The sequence below is a fragment of the Rahnella sp. 2050 genome, assembly GCF_040544515.1.
GTDB lineage: Bacteria > Pseudomonadota > Gammaproteobacteria > Enterobacterales > Enterobacteriaceae > Rahnella > Rahnella aceris.
The window spans coordinates 1,342,886-1,361,735 of the sequence record NZ_JBEPKE010000001.1 but is presented as its reverse complement, the minus strand read 5'-3'; the positions used below and the strand labels follow the sequence as shown (position 1 = coordinate 1,361,735).

Annotated in this window: 19 protein-coding genes; 8 read left to right on the top strand and 11 right to left on the bottom strand. The window is 53.2% G+C overall.

Annotation, left to right across the window (positions count from 1 at the left end; genetic code table 11):
- Nucleotides 1-197: 197 nt before the first annotated feature.
- A complete protein-coding gene (glk, locus tag ABIC79_RS05995) occupies nucleotides 198-1,169 on the top strand; it encodes a glucokinase (RefSeq protein ID WP_013574458.1) in 972 nt (323 codons plus the stop codon).
- 137 nt (nucleotides 1,170-1,306) lie between these two features.
- Here the strand turns inward: glk and ABIC79_RS05990 are convergent, their stop codons facing one another.
- A complete protein-coding gene (locus ABIC79_RS05990; protein ID WP_013574459.1) occupies nucleotides 1,307-2,077 on the bottom strand; it encodes a LytR/AlgR family response regulator transcription factor in 771 nt (256 codons plus the stop codon).
- Between the two features lie 64 nt (nucleotides 2,078-2,141).
- Nucleotides 2,142-3,875: a sensor histidine kinase gene (locus tag ABIC79_RS05985; protein WP_013574460.1), complete on the bottom strand. Its 1,734-nt coding sequence runs from the start codon at nucleotides 3,873-3,875 to the stop codon at nucleotides 2,142-2,144.
- Between the two features lie 114 nt (nucleotides 3,876-3,989).
- Between ABIC79_RS05985 and ABIC79_RS05980 the strand changes: the two genes are divergently transcribed.
- Together ABIC79_RS05980 and alaC are read left to right on the top strand one after the other, a co-directional pair.
- On the top strand, nucleotides 3,990-4,529 hold the full coding sequence (locus ABIC79_RS05980) for a GNAT family N-acetyltransferase (RefSeq protein ID WP_112198044.1): 540 nt from the start codon (nucleotides 3,990-3,992) through the stop codon (nucleotides 4,527-4,529).
- Between the two features lie 117 nt (nucleotides 4,530-4,646).
- A complete protein-coding gene (gene alaC, locus ABIC79_RS05975; protein ID WP_112151252.1) occupies nucleotides 4,647-5,906 on the top strand; it encodes an alanine transaminase in 1,260 nt (419 codons plus the stop codon).
- Nucleotides 5,907-5,986: 80 nt separating this feature from the next.
- Here alaC and ABIC79_RS05970 read toward each other — a convergent pair whose 3' ends face one another.
- Complete coding sequence (locus ABIC79_RS05970) at nucleotides 5,987-6,829, bottom strand: helix-turn-helix transcriptional regulator (RefSeq protein ID WP_354566628.1); 843 nt, start codon at nucleotides 6,827-6,829, stop codon at nucleotides 5,987-5,989.
- Between the two features lie 21 nt (nucleotides 6,830-6,850).
- Entirely contained in the window at nucleotides 6,851-7,477 is a 627-nt protein-coding gene (locus tag ABIC79_RS05965) for a YbhB/YbcL family Raf kinase inhibitor-like protein (RefSeq protein ID WP_013574464.1), read from the bottom strand.
- A gap of 241 nt (nucleotides 7,478-7,718) precedes the next feature.
- On the opposite strand from ABIC79_RS05965, the gene ABIC79_RS05960 reads away from it, so the two are divergent.
- Nucleotides 7,719-8,243, top strand: a complete 525-nt coding sequence (locus ABIC79_RS05960; protein WP_037036325.1) for a cytochrome b — start codon at nucleotides 7,719-7,721, stop codon at nucleotides 8,241-8,243.
- A gap of 43 nt (nucleotides 8,244-8,286) precedes the next feature.
- On the opposite strand, the gene ABIC79_RS05955 is transcribed toward ABIC79_RS05960, so the two are convergent.
- The gene (locus ABIC79_RS05955; RefSeq protein WP_112151249.1) at nucleotides 8,287-10,092 is read right to left on the bottom strand and encodes a DUF4153 domain-containing protein; all 1,806 of its coding nucleotides are present in this window, start codon (nucleotides 10,090-10,092) and stop codon (nucleotides 8,287-8,289) included.
- Nucleotides 10,093-10,280: 188 nt separating this feature from the next.
- On the opposite strand from ABIC79_RS05955, the gene ABIC79_RS05950 reads away from it, so the two are divergent.
- Nucleotides 10,281-10,739, top strand: a complete 459-nt coding sequence (locus tag ABIC79_RS05950; protein WP_013574467.1) for a nuclear transport factor 2 family protein — start codon at nucleotides 10,281-10,283, stop codon at nucleotides 10,737-10,739.
- 67 nt (nucleotides 10,740-10,806) lie between these two features.
- Here ABIC79_RS05950 and csgG read toward each other — a convergent pair whose 3' ends face one another.
- Genes csgG through csgD form a run of 4 tightly spaced genes read right to left on the bottom strand, consistent with a single transcriptional unit; the run spans nucleotide 10,807 to nucleotide 13,174 of the window.
- Nucleotides 10,807-11,640: a curli production assembly/transport protein CsgG gene (csgG, locus tag ABIC79_RS05945; protein ID WP_013574468.1), complete on the bottom strand. Its 834-nt coding sequence runs from the start codon at nucleotides 11,638-11,640 to the stop codon at nucleotides 10,807-10,809.
- A gap of 32 nt (nucleotides 11,641-11,672) precedes the next feature.
- A complete protein-coding gene (csgF, locus tag ABIC79_RS05940) occupies nucleotides 11,673-12,065 on the bottom strand; it encodes a curli production assembly/transport protein CsgF (protein WP_369794818.1) in 393 nt (130 codons plus the stop codon).
- A gap of 58 nt (nucleotides 12,066-12,123) precedes the next feature.
- The gene (gene csgE, locus ABIC79_RS05935; protein WP_013574470.1) at nucleotides 12,124-12,543 is read right to left on the bottom strand and encodes a curli production assembly/transport protein CsgE; all 420 of its coding nucleotides are present in this window, start codon (nucleotides 12,541-12,543) and stop codon (nucleotides 12,124-12,126) included.
- On the bottom strand, nucleotides 12,524-13,174 hold the full coding sequence (csgD, locus tag ABIC79_RS05930) for a biofilm master transcriptional regulator CsgD (protein ID WP_013574471.1): 651 nt from the start codon (nucleotides 13,172-13,174) through the stop codon (nucleotides 12,524-12,526). Before csgD ends, csgE begins: the two co-directional genes overlap by 20 nt.
- 871 nt (nucleotides 13,175-14,045) lie before the next feature.
- Between csgD and ABIC79_RS05925 the strand changes: the two genes are divergently transcribed.
- The 3 genes from ABIC79_RS05925 to csgC all read left to right on the top strand — a co-directional run bounded on the left by ABIC79_RS05925 (nucleotide 14,046) and on the right by csgC (nucleotide 15,470).
- Entirely contained in the window at nucleotides 14,046-14,534 is a 489-nt protein-coding gene (locus ABIC79_RS05925) for a curlin (RefSeq protein ID WP_354566627.1), read from the top strand.
- 39 nt (nucleotides 14,535-14,573) lie between these two features.
- The gene (csgA, locus tag ABIC79_RS05920) at nucleotides 14,574-15,050 is read left to right on the top strand and encodes a curli major subunit CsgA (protein ID WP_013574473.1); all 477 of its coding nucleotides are present in this window, start codon (nucleotides 14,574-14,576) and stop codon (nucleotides 15,048-15,050) included.
- Between the two features lie 90 nt (nucleotides 15,051-15,140).
- On the top strand, nucleotides 15,141-15,470 hold the full coding sequence (gene csgC, locus ABIC79_RS05915; RefSeq protein WP_013574474.1) for a curli assembly chaperone CsgC: 330 nt from the start codon (nucleotides 15,141-15,143) through the stop codon (nucleotides 15,468-15,470).
- Between the two features lie 11 nt (nucleotides 15,471-15,481).
- On the opposite strand, the gene ABIC79_RS05910 is transcribed toward csgC, so the two are convergent.
- Both ABIC79_RS05910 and hypF read right to left on the bottom strand, forming a co-directional pair.
- Nucleotides 15,482-16,507: a HoxN/HupN/NixA family nickel/cobalt transporter gene (locus ABIC79_RS05910; RefSeq protein WP_112151246.1), complete on the bottom strand. Its 1,026-nt coding sequence runs from the start codon at nucleotides 16,505-16,507 to the stop codon at nucleotides 15,482-15,484.
- Nucleotides 16,500-18,827, bottom strand: a complete 2,328-nt coding sequence (gene hypF / locus ABIC79_RS05905; RefSeq protein WP_354566626.1) for a carbamoyltransferase HypF — start codon at nucleotides 18,825-18,827, stop codon at nucleotides 16,500-16,502. The genes ABIC79_RS05910 and hypF overlap by 8 nt, the downstream gene beginning before the upstream one ends.
- Nucleotides 18,828-18,850 lie beyond the last annotated feature (23 nt).

Genomic DNA, 18,850 nt, shown 5'->3' with positions numbered 1-18,850 from the left:
ATTTTGTTTGCTCTGATAGCTTAGATGAATCCCGGCAAAGTCGGTTTGCGGGCTGTCGACATTATTTTGTGTGGCATGCTGCATAAATGTGGGTTGCTTCAAAACTGCGTTGCAGCGTATAGCAATTACCGCTATTTTGCCCACACGAATTTGGCGCAAATGCGCAGCATAATGAATTTACTTTTGCGGAGAATAACATGACCAAATACTCCCTGGTGGGCGATGTCGGGGGCACCAACTGCCGCCTGGCGCTTTGCGCGTTGGACAGCGGCGATATTTCTCAGTCTAAGACTTTCTCCGGGCTGGATTACGACAGCCTCGAAGCCGTGGTGCGTGAGTACCTCGCGCAGCAGCATCAGGATGTTGAGGATGCATGTATTGCCATCGCCTGCCCGATCACTGGCGACTGGGTGGCCATGACCAACCATACGTGGGCCTTTTCCATTGCCGAAATGAAGAAAAACCTTGGCCTGCAACATCTGGAAGTGATCAATGACTTCACCGCCGTTTCGATGGCGATCCCGATGCTGAAAGAAGATGACCTGTTGCAGTTCGGCGGTAAAAAAGCGCAGGACGGCAAACCGGCAGTGATTTACGGTGCTGGCACGGGGCTGGGCGTCGCACACTTAATTCATGCCAATAACCAATGGTTGAGTCTGCCGGGCGAAGGCGGCCATGTTGATTTCGCGCCAAACAGCGAAGAAGAAGACATCATTCTTGAGCAGTTGCGTACCGAAATGGGGCACGTTTCTGCCGAGCGTATTCTCTCCGGTCCGGGGCTGGTGAATCTCTACCGTGCCATTGTTAAATCAGATAACCGCGTGCCGGAAAACTTCAAACCGAAAGACGTGACAGAACTGGCGCTGGCAGACGAAAATCTGGATTGTCGCCGCGCACTGTCGCTGTTCTGCGTCATCATGGGGCGTTTCGGTGGCAACCTGGCGCTGAACATGGGGACCTTCGGCGGCGTGTACATTGCCGGCGGCATTGTTCCGCGCTTCCTGGACTTCTTCAAAGCTTCCGGTTTTCGTGCCGCGTTTGAAGACAAAGGCCGCTTCAAAGATTACCTGATGGATATTCCGGTGTTCCTGATCACGCACGATCAGCCGGGGCTTGTGGGTGCCGGGGCGTACCTGCGTCAGTCTATCGGCCTTCCTCTTCGTCCTTGAAGTTGCAGCGGTGTTGGCTGCGCTCGAAGACCCGAATCACTGACATCAGTCAGCTCATCGGGATCTTCTCACTTGCCGCCTTGCTGCAACTCCAATGACTTAGCGGAAGAATCGGGCTTTCTATTTCAAAAGCCCGATCAAAACCGCATTAACTGCCTGAATTCCTTCACCTTGCTTCTACTCACCGGCACTTCAAAATCCAGATCACTTAAGCGCAAAATGTAGGTGTTGTTAAACCACGGCACGATCTCGCGGATTTTCGACAAATTCACGCAGTACGAACGATGACAGCGGAAAAAATGCTCCTCCGGCAGGCGGTTGCATAATTCGGTGATGTTCATCGGCATGGTGAATTCTTCTTTGCGGGTATATACCTGCGTGACCTTTTCCTGCGCGGCGGCGTAATAAATATCGTTGATATCGGTAACGATAATCCGCTCATCTTTGATCAGATTGATGCTGTGACTGACACGCGGGGTGCTGCCCGCGACGGGGGCAACACCTTCCGGTTTATCGCCCGGTTCCTTCACTGTCAGCTCTTTATCCCGGCGAAAATGTGACTCCAGCTTTTGCAGCATGGTGACAATGCGTGACTCGTGATAAGGCTTAAGAATGTAATCAAATGCCTCGATTTCAAAGGCTTCTGCGGCGTGCTCCTTATAGGCGGTGATAAACACGATATAAGGTTTATGCGCAAACTTACTGATGTTTTGCGCCAGTAATACGCCGTCAAGGGAAGGGATGCTGATATCGAGAAAAATCGCGTCCACTTCATGTGATTGCAGGTATTTAAGCACGTCCAGCCCGTCATCCAATATTGCTTCAATGCTGATGCTGCTGTGGGTATTAATCAGATAACTCAGCTCTTCCTGAGCCGGTACTTCATCTTCGACGATAATCGCTTTCACTGAATTATCTCCCGGTGCGATGGCCCGAAAGGCGGGCGGGTAAAATGAAAAAGCGTCCCTGTAGTCAGGCTATTTTGCTCTCAAGGGCTTGCGTGACTTTTGCAGGAGCGTGGGTAATAACAAACGAAATATCGGTGCCTGGCTCAAGACGGCGGATGCTCAGGCCCTGACCATACAGCAATGAAACACGGTGATGCACATTGAGCAGGCCGATTTTGTTGCCGGGCATTTCATTGCGTGCCACACGGTCAATGGTTTCCTGATTAATACCGTGGCCGGTATCTTTTACTGACACCCTGATACCGTCAGCCTGATGCTTCACTGAAATCACCACCACGCCTTTTCCGCTGCATTTCTGGATGCCGTGCACAATGGCGTTTTCGACCAGCGGTTGGATCAGCAGGCTGGGAATTTTCACCGAAATGTCGTCATCAATGTCATAAATCACCGTCAGTTTGCTGCCGAACCGCGCCTGCTCAATGGCGATGTAATCCTGTACCTGATGAAGTTCTTTGCGCAGGTCGATCAGTTCATCGTTCAGTTCCAGGTTATAACGCAGATAACGGGAAAGGTTGATGATGAGCTGGCGCGCCACGTCGGGGCGGGCGCGGATAGACGACGAAATCGCATTCAGCGCGTTAAACAGAAAATGGGGATTTATCTTGCTCTGCAACGCCCGCATTTCGGCTTTATTGGCCATCTCGCGCAACTGTTCGGTGCGTGATACTTCCATCTGCGTCGACATAATTTGCGACAGCCCGATCGCCATCACTTTCAGCGAATAAGTGATGCGGTGCGGGTCGCAATAATAGATTTTCAGCGAGCCGGTGACTTCGCCTTTTTCCCACAGCGGAATAATAATCAGCGAGTGAATTTGCGGCGTACGGTGCATTTCATCGTTGTTTCTGACCGTGATTTCACCGCTTTCCAGCGTCGCTTTGGTCATCTCACTCAGCGTTTCATGGCCGATATTATACTCTTCAGCACCCACGCCGACGTACGCCAGAATGTTTTTGGTATCAGTGATCGCCACCGCATCGGCGTCGATATCATCACGAATAATGCTACAGATACTGGCCAGGGATTCGGCGTTGATATTCCTGCCTTCTATGTTACGGCCATCTATATTGCGAAAGTACGGCAGCGTTTTATTGGCAATATCCAGCGCCAGCCGCGCCTGCCGTGCGGCAATCACCTCTTTTTCATCCTCGACACTTTGCACCAGCAACACAATCAGGCCGATGGAACTGGCTCCGAGGATCAGCGGTGCAGCGATGTTCATGACGATATCCAGCCCGAGCGAAAACGGTCGCGCCATCAGTAAAATCAGGATCATGGTCAGCGTTTCGCACAGCATGCCGCCCAGAATGCCGACTTTCCAGTGCAGTGATTTTTTGACTTTCTTATTGATATAACCGGAAAGGAAACCTGCGGTAATACTGGTGATGAGGCACGGAACAGACGTTGGTCCGTGAATGTCGATCAGGAAACGGTGCGTGCCGGAAATCAGGCCGGTAATGATCCCGACCCACGGCCCGAACAGGATCCCGCCCGACATGATCGCGATCGTACGCACGTTGATCAGTGAGCCTTCGACGTTGATCCCTGAGAGCGTACCGAAAATGGCGAACAGCGAGAAAATGGCGGTGACCGCAGTCAGTTCCAGCGGCGTATGGGTTTCATTTTCTTTGTGCAGCAGTTTGCGGAACAGCGGGGTTCGCGTGAGGAAGAACAGACAGATGAGCATCAGCGCCGCACGGTCGAAGACCGCCAGCAGCATATCGAACATGTGAGGCATGGCAGATTAGGCTCTTTGCACGATTGAAAGATAAGCGTGCCAAATGGATTCAGCGGTTATTATATGTAAAAGGTCAGACTTTCACCATCGCCAGACACAGGAGCACATTCCGACATGATTTTGTTATCCACGCCGCGGCTGATCATGCAGCCCATCCAGGCTGACGACTGGGCATTTTTCTTGCGGCTGTATCAGACCCCGGACGTCATGCGTTTTATCGGCGATATCGAAACCCACGCACAAGTTCATAGCCGTTTTGAACAACGTCTTGGTCACTGGGATCGCTACAGTGATTTCTGGCTGTGCCTGCTGATCCGCGAAAAAGACACCGGCGCGGCGGTGGGGCTGACCGGATTTTTCCCGGACTGGCGGCCCTATAAACAGGGCGAAGTCGGATTCATTCTGGCGCCTGAACATCAGCGCAAAGGTTATGCAGTGGAATCCCTGCGCGAAGTGCTGAACTTTGCGTTTGACCAGTGTGGTTTTCACCGTCTGCAGGCCAACGTGCTGGAAGGCAACGACGCTTCGCGCCGTGTGCTGGAAAAATGCGGATTCCTCATGGAAGGCCGTTTACGGGACAGCTACCGGATCGGCGACGAGTGGAAAAACGACTGGCTGCTGGGGCTGCTGGCGACCGATCCGCGTCCGCAGTAAAAAAAAGAATGCGCAGTATCTCGACAGCCATTTTCCTCTGCGTTATGTTCGTAGAAGGCCGTTACGCGGCCAGCGTCGCTCGGACGGTCCGGGCGCTTACGTATCCCAGAGGAAATTATGGCTGATTCCAGTTCACCCCGTCGTTTTTCACGTATTGATCGTCTTCCCCCGTATGTTTTCAACATTACCGCTGAACTGAAAATGGCCGCACGCCATCGTGGCGAAGACATTATCGATTTTAGTATGGGTAACCCCGACGGCCCGACACCGCCGCACATTGTGGAAAAACTGGTGCAGGTTGCGCAGCGTGAAGACACGCACGGTTACTCGACCTCACGCGGCATTCCGCGTCTGCGTCGTGCGATTTCCCGCTGGTATGCCGATCGTTATCAGGTAGAGATCGACCCTGAAAGTGAAGCTATCGTCACTATCGGTTCGAAAGAAGGGCTGGCACATCTGATGCTGGCGACGCTCGATCACGGCGACACCGTTCTGGTGCCCAACCCAAGTTATCCGATCCACATTTATGGTGCCGTGATTGCCGGTGCGCAGGTGCGTTCTGTGCCGCTGGCTGAAGGTGTAGATTTCTTTGCCGAGCTGGAAAAAGCCATTCGCGAAACCATTCCGCGGCCGAAAATGATGATCCTCGGCTTCCCGTCCAACCCGACGGCGCAGTGCGTGGAGCTGGATTTCTTCGAGCGCGTGGTGGCACTGGCTAAGCAATACAACGTGCTGGTGATCCACGATCTGGCGTATGCCGACATCGTATACGACGGCTGGAAAGCGCCGTCAATCATGCAGGTGCCGGGTGCAAAAGACATTGCGGTGGAATTCTTCACGCTGTCGAAAAGTTACAACATGGCGGGCTGGCGCATCGGTTTTATGGTCGGTAATCCTGAACTGGTCAGCGCGCTGGCGCGTATCAAAAGTTATCACGATTACGGCACCTTCACGCCGTTGCAGGTGGCGGCCATCGCGGCGCTGGAAGGGGATCAGCAATGCGTGAAAGACATTGCCGAGCAATATCGCCAGCGCCGTAACGTGCTGGTACGCGGGCTGCATGAAGCGGGCTGGATGGTGGAAAATCCGAAAGCGTCGATGTATGTCTGGGCAAAAATTCCGCCTGCGTATGCGCATTTAGGGTCACTGGAATTCGCCAAACGTCTGCTGGCCGACGCTAAAGTTTGTGTGTCGCCGGGCATTGGTTTTGGTGATTACGGCGATACCCATGTGCGTTTCGCCCTGATCGAGAATCAGGACAGGATCCGCCAGGCGGTGCGCGGCATCAAAGCGATGTTCCGGGCAGACGGTTTGCTGCCACCGAAAAAAACGGCGGGTGAACCGCCTGTGGAGCCGGAACAGGCCGTTAACGAATAATATTCTGATGCGCTGAAAGCGATAAATGAAAGCCAGTCATTCAGATGACTGGCTTTTTTGTTTTTATGCGGCCGGTTTGTTCAGCGAATATCGGCAGGCGAACAGCCAAAACGCTCTTTGAAGCGCAGGGAAAAACGCGAGCTGGCCCGATAACCGCAGGCATCCGCGATTTGCGAAAGATTCCAGCGCGTGGTTTGCAGCAGGGTGATCGCATGATGCATGCGGATATCCTGCAACAACGTGCGAAAACTGATTTGCTCTTCCACCAGACGCCTTCTCAGCGTGGCTTCGCTCATCGCCAGTTGCTGGCTGGCGCTGGCGGCCGTCCAGGCAAATTCCGGCGCGGCCGCCAGCAGGGCGGTAAGACGTGTACCGAGCGGTTCTGCGGCGCGCGGCATAAACAATATGCGGCGTTCTGCCAGCGCGATAAGTACGGCGGTAAGACGATTTCGCTGCACTGTATGACTGGCCGGATTGCCGATCCCGCGCAGGCAAAAATCGAGCGTATCGCGTAATTCGTCATCCAGCGGGAGAGTTTCAAACCCGTTCAGCGGCGACAGCGCAGTCAGAAGGCGGGCGTTATCGCGATAAAATTCCGCTACCAGCGCAGGTGAAAACCCCAGATACAGCGACGAGAAAAAACCGTTTGCCGCGTCCGGCGTTTTACTGACGTGCGCCAGCGTATGCTGCGACACCACGATCAGATGTTCCGAATTCCCAAGCTGCACCGACGTGCCGTTTTCATGGCGCAGCGCCAGCTGACCAGAATTTACCCGCAGCAGCGAAGGCTCAAAAAAACGAAAATTCGACACCTGATGAGGCTGTTGCAGATAAGGCTCGGCCCGTGAAAATTGCCGGTCATGACTGACCGGCAATTTATTTGGCAAAAGACTCACGGCGTGACTGTGCTGCTCAGAGGACATGGTTTCTCCTGCCTGCGGACTTTAATCCAGATTGGGATTTAACGTGTAGGTGCCGGTCAGGCTGGCCTGCGCCAGAACGTGACCTTCGATGGCCTGCAACACATCCGGGCCAAAGAATTTATCCTGCAAATCCAGTTTTTCAATGTCCAGCGCATACAGCGTAAATACGTAGTCATGCACCCGTTCATCGTTCCACGGCGGGCACGCGCCGTCGTAACCGTAATAGTCGCCGCCCATGTTTTCATCATCGCCAAACCATGCGGTATAGCCGTTGATGCCATGACGCATTCCGGCGCTGGCGGGCAGCGCGGGTTTGCCGTGCGGCGTCACGCTGTTGCTGTGACTGCCTGCGGCGATTTCGCGAGCATCTGCCGGAATATCCACCAGCAGCCAGTGGAATAAATCGATGCGCGGCAGCGAAGCTGGCACCACTTTGCCTTCCTGATTCACGTCGTCCGGGCGGCCTGGTACGTGCGGATCCACACACACCAGCACAAACGAACGGGTATTTTCCGGCACATCACTCCACGCCAGGTGCGGGTTCTTATTATCGGAAAGTGCAATGTGGTTTTGGGTATCTTTCACGGCAAATGAAAACTCACCCGGGATAGGTGCACCGTTCTCAAAACTCTGGCTAATCAATTTCATCGTAAACTCCGCATCAGACAATGCTATTTTAGTGTGCGTTGATTATAAAGAGCGGTGCGGACAGACAGGGAACATCACCGGTCAAATTATTCACTTTTCCTGTCATTATGAGCGGAAAGGTGAATGTCTGCCGCGTTTAATCCCTGTTGCGGGTATATCCACAAAGTCTGCGCAATTCCTTTCTATACTCAGGGCAATATTCCTGTTTTCCACACGTTATCCTCCGGCGAGGAAATTACTCATGAAAACCCGTTATTCGCTGTCGCAGATCAGCCTGCACTGGGCAACGTTACTGATGATTATTCTGACCTACACGGCGATGCTGACCCGTGATTATTTCCCTGAAGATAATCAGCCGCTGGTGCGTTTGCTGCATTTTAATTTCGGGATTTGTGTCTGGTTGCTGATGTTTGTGCGCATTTTCCTGCGGACCCGCCATGCGACACCGGCGATCACGCCGCCCGTGCCGCGTTGGCAAAAAGCCGCGTCCCATGCAGTGCATGGGGTGTTATATCTGCTGTTTCTGTCGTTGCCGGTGCTGGGGATTTTGACGCTGGAGTTTGGCGGGCGGGAGTGGTTTTTATTCGGCTGGCCGGTGCCACAGTTTGTGACGCCGGATCCCGATGTACGCCGCACGGTGAAAACGGCGCATGAATTCCTGGCAAACTGCGGTTATTACCTGATTGGCCTGCACGCGCTGGCAGCGATTTATCATCATTACTTGCGCAAAGATGACACCTTACTGCGCATGATGCCGGGAAAATAAAGCGGGATTCACCGGCAGAAATCTGCCGGTGAAGGGGAGGCGATTATTCTTCGTCGTGTTTGTAATGAATGACCCGGCGTTTACCGTCAATCTGTACGTCAGCCCATTTACGCGTTACCGGTTTGACCTCGCCGTTGCGCAGGGCAGTGATCAGCGCAGGGTTATCCTTTTCTTCATACAGATAAAGTTCTCCCGTTTGCGCCCATTTCCCGGCCTGTCTGGCGTAAATACGGCAGTTGACGGAAGGCGTATCCAGCGTATTACAGAGGAAAACTTCTTTCTGCCGGTCGTTGTTTAAATCCAGCGTATTAACGATACACGCGCCCTGCAGGCTGTGACAGTCGCGCAGTGTGTTGCGGTATTCATCCAGCTGCGGCAGGTTTTTCCACCAGGTGTCGTCGGGGGATACCGCGCCTTTCGCAAGCTGAATCATCTTCTTAGCGTCTTCCACGCGATAATTTTCAGCCAGTGCAGCATGCTCTTTATCATCGTAAGCGCCCCAGCGTGATGTCTGCGCGATCATATTTTTCAGTGTGACCTGCAGGCGCGGATCGGCAGTAAACGCGGGGTGTTGTTGCAGCGCTGTCAGCGCCTCGTTGCCACGGCGACCGGTATCAAAACGCAGCATCTTCAGATCGAAATCCTTCGCCTGCGTTTTGCCGCTGTCGAGTCGCGCAATCTGATTGTTGACGCTGATACGGTAAGGATCGAGCAGCGGGCTGTTGGCCGCCATCAACAGAATGACCACCAGCAGCGACAACGGCTTATTGAATTGGGTAATACGCGGCAGCCAGTCCGGGCGTTTATCGATCACCGAAAAACTGTAGCAAAGGGCGGCGATCAGCGTGACGCTGATCACCAGCACCGCCCACAGACGTTGCGGCGTCCAGCCGTATTGCGAAACGCGCAGGCCGGTGGAATACAGCGCCAGCACGGCATACACCGGCAGCAGTAAAATCGCCGCATTCACCAGCAAACGGATCGCCCGCGGATACGGTTTTTCAGCGTGATCGGTTTCGCGTACCACGTTAACCAGCAGCAGAATGCCGAGCGCCATGGTGGTCAGCAAACTGGCTGCGGACCAGGCTTGCGATAACACCGTCAGGCCGGTGAACGGCAGGGCGAACAGGAAAATCAGCGCAACGAACGCCACCAGCGGCAGCAGGCCTTTGAGAATAAAACGGATGATATTGCGGGTGGTATTCATCAGCGCCGGTTGCGTGCGGCAGGTGACGATACTGATGCCCAGCAGCAGGCCGAACACCAGATGCATAAACAGCGGCGTATCGAAAAACAGCTCATGGAAATATTCAATGCCGATCACCCGGAACAGCCCGGCACATAATGCCATCACGCCAACGGCCAGCAGCATCATCAGCAACGTCAGCATGGCGCACAGCGTATTCTGGCTGTAGCAGGCGGAAAGGTTGGCGTAACGGTAACGGCTTTCTGCCGGGAACGCCTGCACCTGTAGCCACGGCAAAACAAAAAAGACCAGCAGCGTCAGCGACAGGTTAAACGGCACCATCACGCTGTCCCCGGACGTTGCCGCGATATTGCTTTTCGCCCAGGCTGCCATGCCCGCCAGTAACAGGATGAGTAACCCCGTTCCGCCCCAGAACCGGCGATCACCAGGCTGTACTACTGACAGAGAAATCAGCACCGGTAATGTTAATGCCATAGTCTGGCCGTAAATATTATGAGAGAACCCGGCATATCTGATGGCCGCGTGATCTGAAAAGAAGTAATACAGCAGGAACCCCTGCAACAGGCAAATCGCAAGGATTAACCAGCGGGTGGGAACGGGCAGAGGCGGCATCGCGCGACCTGCTCTGTTGAACTGAGACATCCGTGACTCTCCGAAAGTGTAAGAGGACATGTTGTTAAAAACGCATGCCAGTGTAGAGGGTTCCGGCTTCCGGTGCAGAAAACTCTTCACCTGAGCGGCCTCAGCGTTTTGTGAGCGACCCTTCATAACTGGCAAAATCAGCGGCAGTCACTAGGCTTATGGACTGGATGGAGAATTTCGAGGTGAAAATGGCAGAACATGAACTGAAAGAAAAGCGCATTGAAATTGTTAAGAATTTCTACGCCAAACTGGATCAGGCAGATGCCTCTTTACTGGATCTCTTTGCTGAAGATGTGGTGCTGTTTTTTCCAAAATTTGGCACCGCGCAGGGAAAGTCTTCACTGGGGGAACTGGGTAAACGCTTTGCGCTTGAAATCGACAAGATCCAACATATTCAGAACGCTTTCCGCTTTCTGAGTGACGGAGATGCCATTGTGCTGGAAGGGCAGATGCGCGGCGTGATGCAAAACGGTGACCGCTGGCCGACGTCCGAAGTCGGCAGCCATCATTTCTGCACTGTCTTTGTCTTTGAAGATTTGCTGATCAAACGGCTGAGCATTTATCTCGATCCGGACTTTAATCTTGAGGATAAAAAGCGGGTGAATAATTACCGGCAGGTGATGAAAAGCGAGGAAAGCAAAACCTGAGATTGTCGGATAAAAAAAGAAGGGAAACCGTTTCAACCCACGGTTCCCCTTCGCCAACTGCCTCTTATCAGGATTCGGCAGGGACAATGTTGTTCTTATAGCGTTGCAGAATGGGTGAGTTGATCTCCGACGGGTTCTGCAACTGCCACAGGTTACGTTCGATACCGTCATTCACCAGATAAATCACGCCGGATTCAATCGCCGACATCAGGCATAACATCACAGGCTCATTGGTGGTGTAGCCCAGTTCGCCTTCCAGCAACCGCTGATAATCGATAAAGCGGAACACCCCGGCCTGCACTTCATACGACAAAATCGTTTTGCTGGTATTTACGGAAGATAAAACCTCGCCGGTATTGACGTCGACAGCGCGCAGGTTCACGGCTATCTGATCCAGCTGGTATTGCGTACTGGCACCGATACCGAAATACCGCGCCCCCACGCCGCCTGATTTCACATTACTTTCGTAACCGATTATCGAGCCTTCAATCAGAATATTCGCTGCCACCAGCGAGGAAAGTGGCCGCTGATTATTGATCGCGACACTGCCATTTTCCTGCGCGGCACGGATAATTTTGCGTTCGTTCAGCAGGTTTTGCAGCCCCTGACGTTCCAGCGGGATAAACCATTTTGAATCTTTGAGTGCCGATACCAGCATCGCTGTGGCGCTTTGTGGCACGGCGGTCGAGAAGTTACTGGCCGGATACGGTTTGAACTGGCCCGTTTCATCCTGAATGTTATAGACCGACACAAAAATCCGGCCCTGCGGCGAAGGCAAATGCGTCAGATCGGTATAGCTTGGCGCCCGGGGCAATAATGTCGGTCTTGCGGCTTCTTTCGGTGCTGCTGTGAGGCACCCGCTCAACACAAAAACTGCGATGAGTAATAAATAGCTGCGCATGATGTCGTTCCTGTTTTTATTGATCGTCGGAATCAGTTGGTGGTGGCGGACAAACCCTGAACCTGAATAGTGGAAATTTTACCGGTCTTGCGGTCAGTGACATTCATCACCAGCTGTCCGTCGGTATTCTGGATATCCACGATAAAGTCCTGTGTTACCAGTCGCCCCGGTTTTCCCTGATTGACGTTGCCCATCAGGCTGCCCAGCAATTGTGACTGAATTGAGGCGGTGAAATTGTCCAGTGCAGACGTCGAGGTGGACCCGAAGTCATACGCATCGGGGTCTTTATAGGAGTTTTGCGCCTGAGCTTCGTTGAGCAGAAACGCGCCATTATTCGGGTTGCCGCCGAAATTCGGGTTGATGAACTGGAAAACCATATTGCCGCCCCAGGAAACCGGGGACGCCGTCAGCAATGCCAGCAGCATGACTGAACGCGAAGCTGAGACTGGAATATTCACGATGCTCTCCTTAAGAGGCTGTGCATTAAAATTCGTCATGGGCGAGATCCCCGGTGCCCAGTAACGCTTTGTCTAATTGCCGCCGTGATAACGCTTCGGTTACACCGGCAATGGCGGTATCGACGTCCTTATTAAAATTGCGACGGTTGGGAAACAGCAAAGTCTGATACAGGGTGTCCTGACCTATTTTTATGGTGATCCAGCTCCCCCAGCGGGCGCTGGGCCTTTCTGAAATGGTGATGGTTTCCGGGTAGTTCTGTTCCCATTTGCCGGTAAAGCCACGGTAAAAATCGTGGCCGACCGATGTCACGGTTCTGTCGGTGATAAGCCCCGGGTCTTTTATATCCGCAGCCTGAACATGCAGGCAGGTGGCGCATAACAGCGCCAGCCAGAGCCAGAAGCCCTTTATGCAAATAGTCATGATGTCAGCGCTTGAGATTGTCATTCGCCCAGGACGCCGCCTGGGTACGGTTTTTAACCGAGATTTTTCTAAATAAATTATAGAGATGCGTCTTGACGGTGTTCTCGCTGATAAACAGCAAACGCGCGATTTCCGTGTTCGAGGCGCCCACACGTAACTTATTGAGGATCTCTTTTTCACGATGGGTCAGGCCGGTTTCTTCTGAGTGAAGATGACGGAAAGCACCGGACTGATTGATCAGGTAACTGGCGAAGCCCTGAGAGAAGTAACATTCTCCGCGGATCACGCTTCTGATCCCTTCCACCAGATGTTCTTCGTCAGTGGAGAGATAAAAAACGGCGCTGATCCCCGGCCAGGTTTCAATTTCCCGAAAATGATAATTATCAGGTGTGTTTAATAATAATAACTTCACGTTGTCGTGATAGCGGTTAATAGCTGTTTGCCACAGTTCAATTGTCCGGCGATCGGCTTCCATCATATCGAAGAGAATTAATGCCTGTTGAAGCGCCTGATCCTCAAGTGATTTATGGATATTATGCAGCCGGGTATTGACACAAAGTTGCTGTTTTAATTGTTGCAATAAAGCACTGGCTTGTAATGATGGTTTGGTCACTAATAAAAGAATATTATTATTGATTGCTGCTTCATTACTCATAATGAAACCCTGCCCTGATTTTTATAGCCACAGTCTGCCACTGCCTGAATATTGAAAAGGCACGGAATAGACTGAGATTTTATTTTGCTAAATCTATAGCTGTATGTTTGCTGTGCATATCTGAAAGTAGCAAATATTCACAACCTGAGGCACATAATATTTTCAGGTGGTTTATGTGCGGTACTGACTCAATTTAGCTTTTGGTTTACCTTACGCAAGGCTTATTTATGTTTCAAAATGTAACTGAAAATGTATAAAGCTTTCCTTATGTATTCCGGGAAATTAAATTCCGCCCTATTAAAGAGGGCTTAAGTAATAAATTTACACTATCTTAACGTTTGGCCTTGTTAAGACAGCATATTTGTCAGATAGCGCTGCGAATTAAGGGGGCTCAAACACCAGCCGGCTGCGTATTTCGCCTTAAATAACTCAAACTGGTTTATCTTTTCGTATTGATTTTACTTAGGTGAGCACATCTGCAGGCTTCTTTATGCCCTGTTAAACCGCGCCGCAAGGCAGCGGGAAGGCATTTTTAAGCGACTGTTAAGGGGTGGAAATGTGCGGGGGATCTCTTTTAGGGCTGTTTTAGTTTCAGAGAGAATTAAGAATAGTTGCATTTGTGTGATTATTTAAAACGGTTTGCTCTGTAACTTTAGGATTAATGCCATGGGTTGATTAGCCGTGCTGATCTTTTACTGAGACGCGCTGGTCAATCCGTATGATAAATACCGCCTCATGCTTTTTGATGACGTCTGAAATTAAAATACGACGAGCGGGTGAGTTCCTTATTTTGAGCAAACACCATAATCAATTCGTCAGCAGCAATTAGCCGGTAAGCAAAGTGTGGTGCCGGTATATACAGGGTGACGAAATGAAAAAGACTTTATTGACCCTGGCGTTACTTTCAACCTCCTGGGGCATTCATGCACAGCAATTTGATATGGCCTATCCGGAAATGAATTCTGAGGTGCCGGATCAGATTTTTGCTGGCGCAAGGAATTCATCGGGGAATTCGTCAGTGATTTATCAGAACGGTAATAACAATCTGGCCACCACTTATCAGACGGGTTCTGGAAATTCCGGCGTTATCCGTCAGTCCGGGTCAGAGAATACTGCGCTGGTGAATCAGCGAGGTAATGGAAATAACGCGGATATATCCCAAAGCGGCAGCGATAATTTTGCCTACGTATCGCAAACCGGTGGCGGGGATGCATCCATTACGCAACAGAATTTTGGCAATACCGCATACATTCTGCAAAAAGGCCGGAGTGTGACGGAAATTCGCCAGAATGGTACGAACCAGAGCGGCGGCGTCGTGCAAAATTCGTCAGGAATGGCGATTAGAGTGACACAGCATTAACACACCAAACATCCGATATTAAACCAATGGGGTAGCATCATGAAACTTTGGAAAATTGTGGCAGTCTCCGCTTTAGTCGTCAGTGGCAGTGCATTTGCAACCAGTCCTGGTCATGGCGGGGGTGGCTCTGACCACGGTCATAATCCACCTTCATCAACTGTGCCGACATTCACAGCCACTCAGTGGAATTCTGAAATTCAGATTTACCAGCAGGGCACGGCAAACCTGGCGAATGCCACTCAATCTGGCGCACAAAAATCGCTGACCGCAATCAGTCAGGATGGCTACAGAAATAGCGCCGGGACGACTCAGACCGGTGATGGCAGCCTGATCAGTGTGGTACAAAAAGGTGAATACAACGGCGCTAACGTTTCTCAGAGCGCTAACGGCAGCAAAGTGCTCGTGTCCCAGAACGGTTCAGGCAACTATGCCCAGGCTTCACAAGGTGCGAATGGCTCTCTGACCAGCATTACTCAGGTCGGTACCGCGAACCTGGCCTACGCGTCACAAAACTGATGAGTGTTCCCTCCCCTGCGAAGGGGAGGAGTAAAGCAGAACAGGGCACTAGCCCTGTTTTTTTTCGACGGAACCCTGAGGATAAACGCTATGCACTTACTGCTGATCGCCGCCGTGATGTCCAACCAGCTTTGGTTTGATACGCACAACGAGGCGCAGAATTATGTTATTACCCCGATGGTCAGTCTCACCAAAGCCTGTTCCTGTCAGGTGGCGGTTTCTGTGTTGCAGGAAAGCACCGCAGGCACCAGCACCAGCCGCCAGAGCCACAATGTGAATCTTTCCGCCAATCAGCCACAGCCTCTGGGACAGATGCGTTTTGCCGTCCAGCCCGGCGGGAAAACACAAATTATGATAACCATTACAGACGGCGACAAACTGCGTCTGGAAAAGCAGCTTACCTTGCCGAATGACGCCTGATACCGGGCGGATCACACCGCCAGATTGTCATAGCCTTTGCGGCGATAATTAAGGACAGAGATGCCCCAGAACACGACGAAAATCGCCACAGCCGCATAGCCGACGCTGCCCATATTCTCATTCAGGCGTTCGACAACCGCCCATATTCCGCCGTGTAAATCCAGTTTATCGGCCATCAGTCCGAGTGCTTCCAGGCCGCCGATAAACAGAGCGATCATCACGCTGGTGGCTGTAATCGTCATGTTGTAATAGAGCTTTCGCACCGGTTTATCGAACGCCCAGCCGTAAGCGCCGACCATGACAAAGTTATCCAGCGAATCGACCAGTGCCATGCCGCTGGCGAACAACGCCGGAAATACCAGAATGCTCCATACGGACATGCCGGAAGAGGCCCCCGCAGCGGAAATACCCAACAGGCCAATTTCCGTGGCGGTATCAAAACCCAGCCCGAACAAAAATCCCACCAGATACATCTGCCAGCTTTTATTCACCAGATTAAATGCAAAGCTGAATAACCGGCTCATCACACCCCCCTGCATCGCGTGGGTTTCTCCGGCGTCCGGAAAGCTTTTGCCCTGTTTGATCTTCTGAAAACGGCGGTAAACATCGCGCAGGATCAGCGCATTCAGCAGGGCCATCATCAGTAAAAACAGTGCTGAAACCATCGTGCCGATGGTGCTGCCATAATCGTGCAACCAGCCAATTTTGTTGCCAAACATCAGTGACGTCGCGGCGATCGCCACGCAGGCCAGTACCACAATGCTGGAATGTCCGAGGGAGAAAAATGCCCCGACGGCCACCGGACGCTGACCCTGTTGCATCAGCTTGCGGGTAACGTTATCGATAGCTGCAATATGATCGGCATCGACGGCATGACGCAGCCCGTAACCGTAAGCCAGCAAGGCCGCCGCCACCAGCGCCGCATTGTGGCGAAACACCACCAGTGCCCAGCCCCAGGCCAGTAAATTGATTGCCAGCAGCCCGATCAGCAGCCAGAAAGCACGACGGTGCGTGTGAAAAAAATCACGGTTAATCATGGGAGTCCTTGTTGTTAAAACCAGAAGAAAATTGCAGACGGGCGCAGGCGACAACGGCCTGACCCAAAGCCAGTCCGCCGTCTCCGGCGGGCACGTTTTGCGGCATCAGCACGCGAAGGGGGGCTAAATAATGATGTAAAAGCTGGCGCAGCAGGCGGTTGTGCAGCACGCCGCCACCCAGTGCGACCGTGCGGGTGCCGGTTCTCACCGCGTGGTAGCAGGCGAGGGCGGCAAAGCCTTGCGCCAGCGCGTCGTGAAAAGCGAAAGCCCGTGCGGCAGGCGTGGCATTCCAGCCGAGCCATTGCTGCCAGAACGTCGCTAAATCCAGAAAAGTGCCCGACGGCGTATGCCGCAGTGGCATCGTGACCGGATGCGAAATACCCTGTGCACGTTGTGCCAGCGCTTCCAGACGGCATGCCGCTTCGCCTTCCCAGCTCAGTTGCGCAGGCGTACAGCCGAGTGCGGCGGCGACGGCATCAAACAAGCGCCCGCAGGAAGACGCCAGCGGGGCATTAATCCCGGCGGTGATGGCTCTGGAGAGCGGTAACCACGGAAATGCCTGCAACACCTTTGCCTCCGGGCGTGTCTGCCAGTCCGGCACAAACGCCTGCCACTGCGCCAGCAAATTCCGCCACGGTTCCCGCGCGGCCCGGTCGCCACCCGGCAGCGCAACGGCAGGCAATCCGCCTAAATGTTCACAGTGCAGATAATCCACCTGTAAACACTCACCGCCCCACAGGGCACCGGTTTTATCGTCAGCAATACCATAACCCAGCCCGTCAAGCGCCAGCCCGATGACCTTGCTGCCATCCAGCGGCCAGTGATGTTCCGCCAGACACGCGGTGATATGAGCGTGATGATGAAGAACATCAATCATGCGTACACCGTGACTTTCCGCCTGCACATGACTGATATACGCCGGATGTGCATCACGGGCCACCGCCAGCGGCATACAGTCATAAAGGTGCTGAAAATGTTCAATCGCCTGCTGCTGCTGTCCGGCAATATCGCTGCGGGTGAGTGACCCGAAATGTGCGCTGAGAATCGCCTGATCACCGCGCACCAGACAGAAGGTATTTTTGAGGTCACCGCCCAGTGCCAGCAGCGACGGCTGGGCATCGAATCCGTCAGGCAACGTAAAAGCATCGGGCACATAGCCGCGTGCGCGGCGCAGCATTTCAGTACCGTGCGGCGTCACACGCAGCAGCGAATCATCGGCGCGCTGGACGATATCGCGGTTATGCAACAGCCACATGTCTGCAATGCCATCGAGTTGCAACAGCGCAGCCGCATTAGTCAGCACGGGGGCACAACCGTTCGCATTTCCGGAGGTCATCACCAGCGGGGTATCCGCTGCCTGCATCAGCAAATGATGCAGCGGGGTAAACGGCAGCATCAGTCCGACTTCGTCCAGTTCCGGCGCGATTGCCGCGCACAGCGGCGACATCGCGCTTTTCGTTGCCAGTACGATGGGCGCGGCCGGTGACTCCAGCATTTCGCGCAGCGCAAATGGCGGGCTTTCATCGCTGCATTCTGCCAGCCAGCCGATGTCCGGCAGCATCACCGCCAGCGGTTTTGACGGACGCTGTTTACGTTCGCGCAGCCGCATCACCGCGTTTTGCTGCGTGGCATCGCAGGCCAGATGAAAGCCTCCCAGCCCTTTAATAGCGACGATTTTACCCGCGCGTAATGCCGCAACCGCGTATTCCAGCGCCGCATCTCCTTGCGCCAGCATGTCGCCATTTTGCAACGTCGCGCTGACCTGCGGCCCGCACTGCGGGCAGGCGACCGGCTGCGCGTGAAACCGCCGGTCGGCGGGGTTCTGATATTCCTGCTGACAGTGCGGACACAATGTAAATTCCGCCATGCTGGTGGAAGGGCGGTCATAAGGCATGGCGCGGATCAGTGTAAAACGCGGGCCGCAATGTGTGCAGTTGGTGAAGGCGTAGCCGAAACGACGATCACCCGGGCGGGTGATGTCTTTCAGGCATTCCGGGCAGGTCGCCGCGTCGGGCACCACCTGCGTATCCATCCGGCTGTGACGGCTGTCAGCGATAGTGAAATTTTGCGGAAGCGTCTGCCAGTCGAAAGGATTGAAGCTGATGCTGTCGATGCGCGCCAGCGGCGGGCAGTCGCGCTGTAATTGTTCAATAAAAAGTTCGAGATTGACCGGCTGAAGCAGCCTGATTTCCACACCCGCGCTGTCATTACACACTTCCCCCCGGAGCTGCAGACGGTCGGCCAGTTGCCAGATAAAAGGTCGGAAACCGACGCCCTGGACTTTGCCGCAGACGCGAATGAGCAGACCGGAATCAGACATAAATACCTCTTAAATCTCAGGGG

Excerpts from the sequence above, each read along its gene's own strand:
- glk (WP_013574458.1), top strand. The coding sequence starts at position 198 with ATGACCAAATACTCCCTGGTGGGCGATGTCGGGGGCACCAACTGCCGC.
- ABIC79_RS05985 (WP_013574460.1), bottom strand. The coding sequence starts at position 3,875 with ATGCCTCACATGTTCGATATGCTGCTGGCGGTCTTCGACCGTGCGGCG.
- ABIC79_RS05980 (WP_112198044.1), top strand. The coding sequence starts at position 3,990 with ATGATTTTGTTATCCACGCCGCGGCTGATCATGCAGCCCATCCAGGCT.
- alaC (WP_112151252.1), top strand. The coding sequence starts at position 4,647 with ATGGCTGATTCCAGTTCACCCCGTCGTTTTTCACGTATTGATCGTCTT.
- ABIC79_RS05970 (WP_354566628.1), bottom strand. The coding sequence starts at position 6,829 with ATGTCCTCTGAGCAGCACAGTCACGCCGTGAGTCTTTTGCCAAATAAA.
- ABIC79_RS05965 (WP_013574464.1), bottom strand. The coding sequence starts at position 7,477 with ATGAAATTGATTAGCCAGAGTTTTGAGAACGGTGCACCTATCCCGGGT.
- ABIC79_RS05960 (WP_037036325.1), top strand. The coding sequence starts at position 7,719 with ATGAAAACCCGTTATTCGCTGTCGCAGATCAGCCTGCACTGGGCAACG.
- ABIC79_RS05955 (WP_112151249.1), bottom strand. The coding sequence starts at position 10,092 with ATGTCTCAGTTCAACAGAGCAGGTCGCGCGATGCCGCCTCTGCCCGTT.
- ABIC79_RS05950 (WP_013574467.1), top strand. The coding sequence starts at position 10,281 with ATGGCAGAACATGAACTGAAAGAAAAGCGCATTGAAATTGTTAAGAAT.
- csgG (WP_013574468.1), bottom strand. The coding sequence starts at position 11,640 with ATGCGCAGCTATTTATTACTCATCGCAGTTTTTGTGTTGAGCGGGTGC.
- csgF (WP_369794818.1), bottom strand. The coding sequence starts at position 12,065 with ATGCTGCTGGCATTGCTGACGGCGTCCCCGGTTTCCTGGGGCGGCAAT.
- csgE (WP_013574470.1), bottom strand. The coding sequence starts at position 12,543 with ATGACAATCTCAAGCGCTGACATCATGACTATTTGCATAAAGGGCTTC.
- csgD (WP_013574471.1), bottom strand. The coding sequence starts at position 13,174 with ATGAGTAATGAAGCAGCAATCAATAATAATATTCTTTTATTAGTGACC.
- ABIC79_RS05925 (WP_354566627.1), top strand. The coding sequence starts at position 14,046 with ATGAAAAAGACTTTATTGACCCTGGCGTTACTTTCAACCTCCTGGGGC.
- csgA (WP_013574473.1), top strand. The coding sequence starts at position 14,574 with ATGAAACTTTGGAAAATTGTGGCAGTCTCCGCTTTAGTCGTCAGTGGC.
- csgC (WP_013574474.1), top strand. The coding sequence starts at position 15,141 with ATGCACTTACTGCTGATCGCCGCCGTGATGTCCAACCAGCTTTGGTTT.
- ABIC79_RS05910 (WP_112151246.1), bottom strand. The coding sequence starts at position 16,507 with ATGATTAACCGTGATTTTTTTCACACGCACCGTCGTGCTTTCTGGCTG.
- hypF (WP_354566626.1), bottom strand. The coding sequence starts at position 18,827 with ATGTCTGATTCCGGTCTGCTCATTCGCGTCTGCGGCAAAGTCCAGGGC.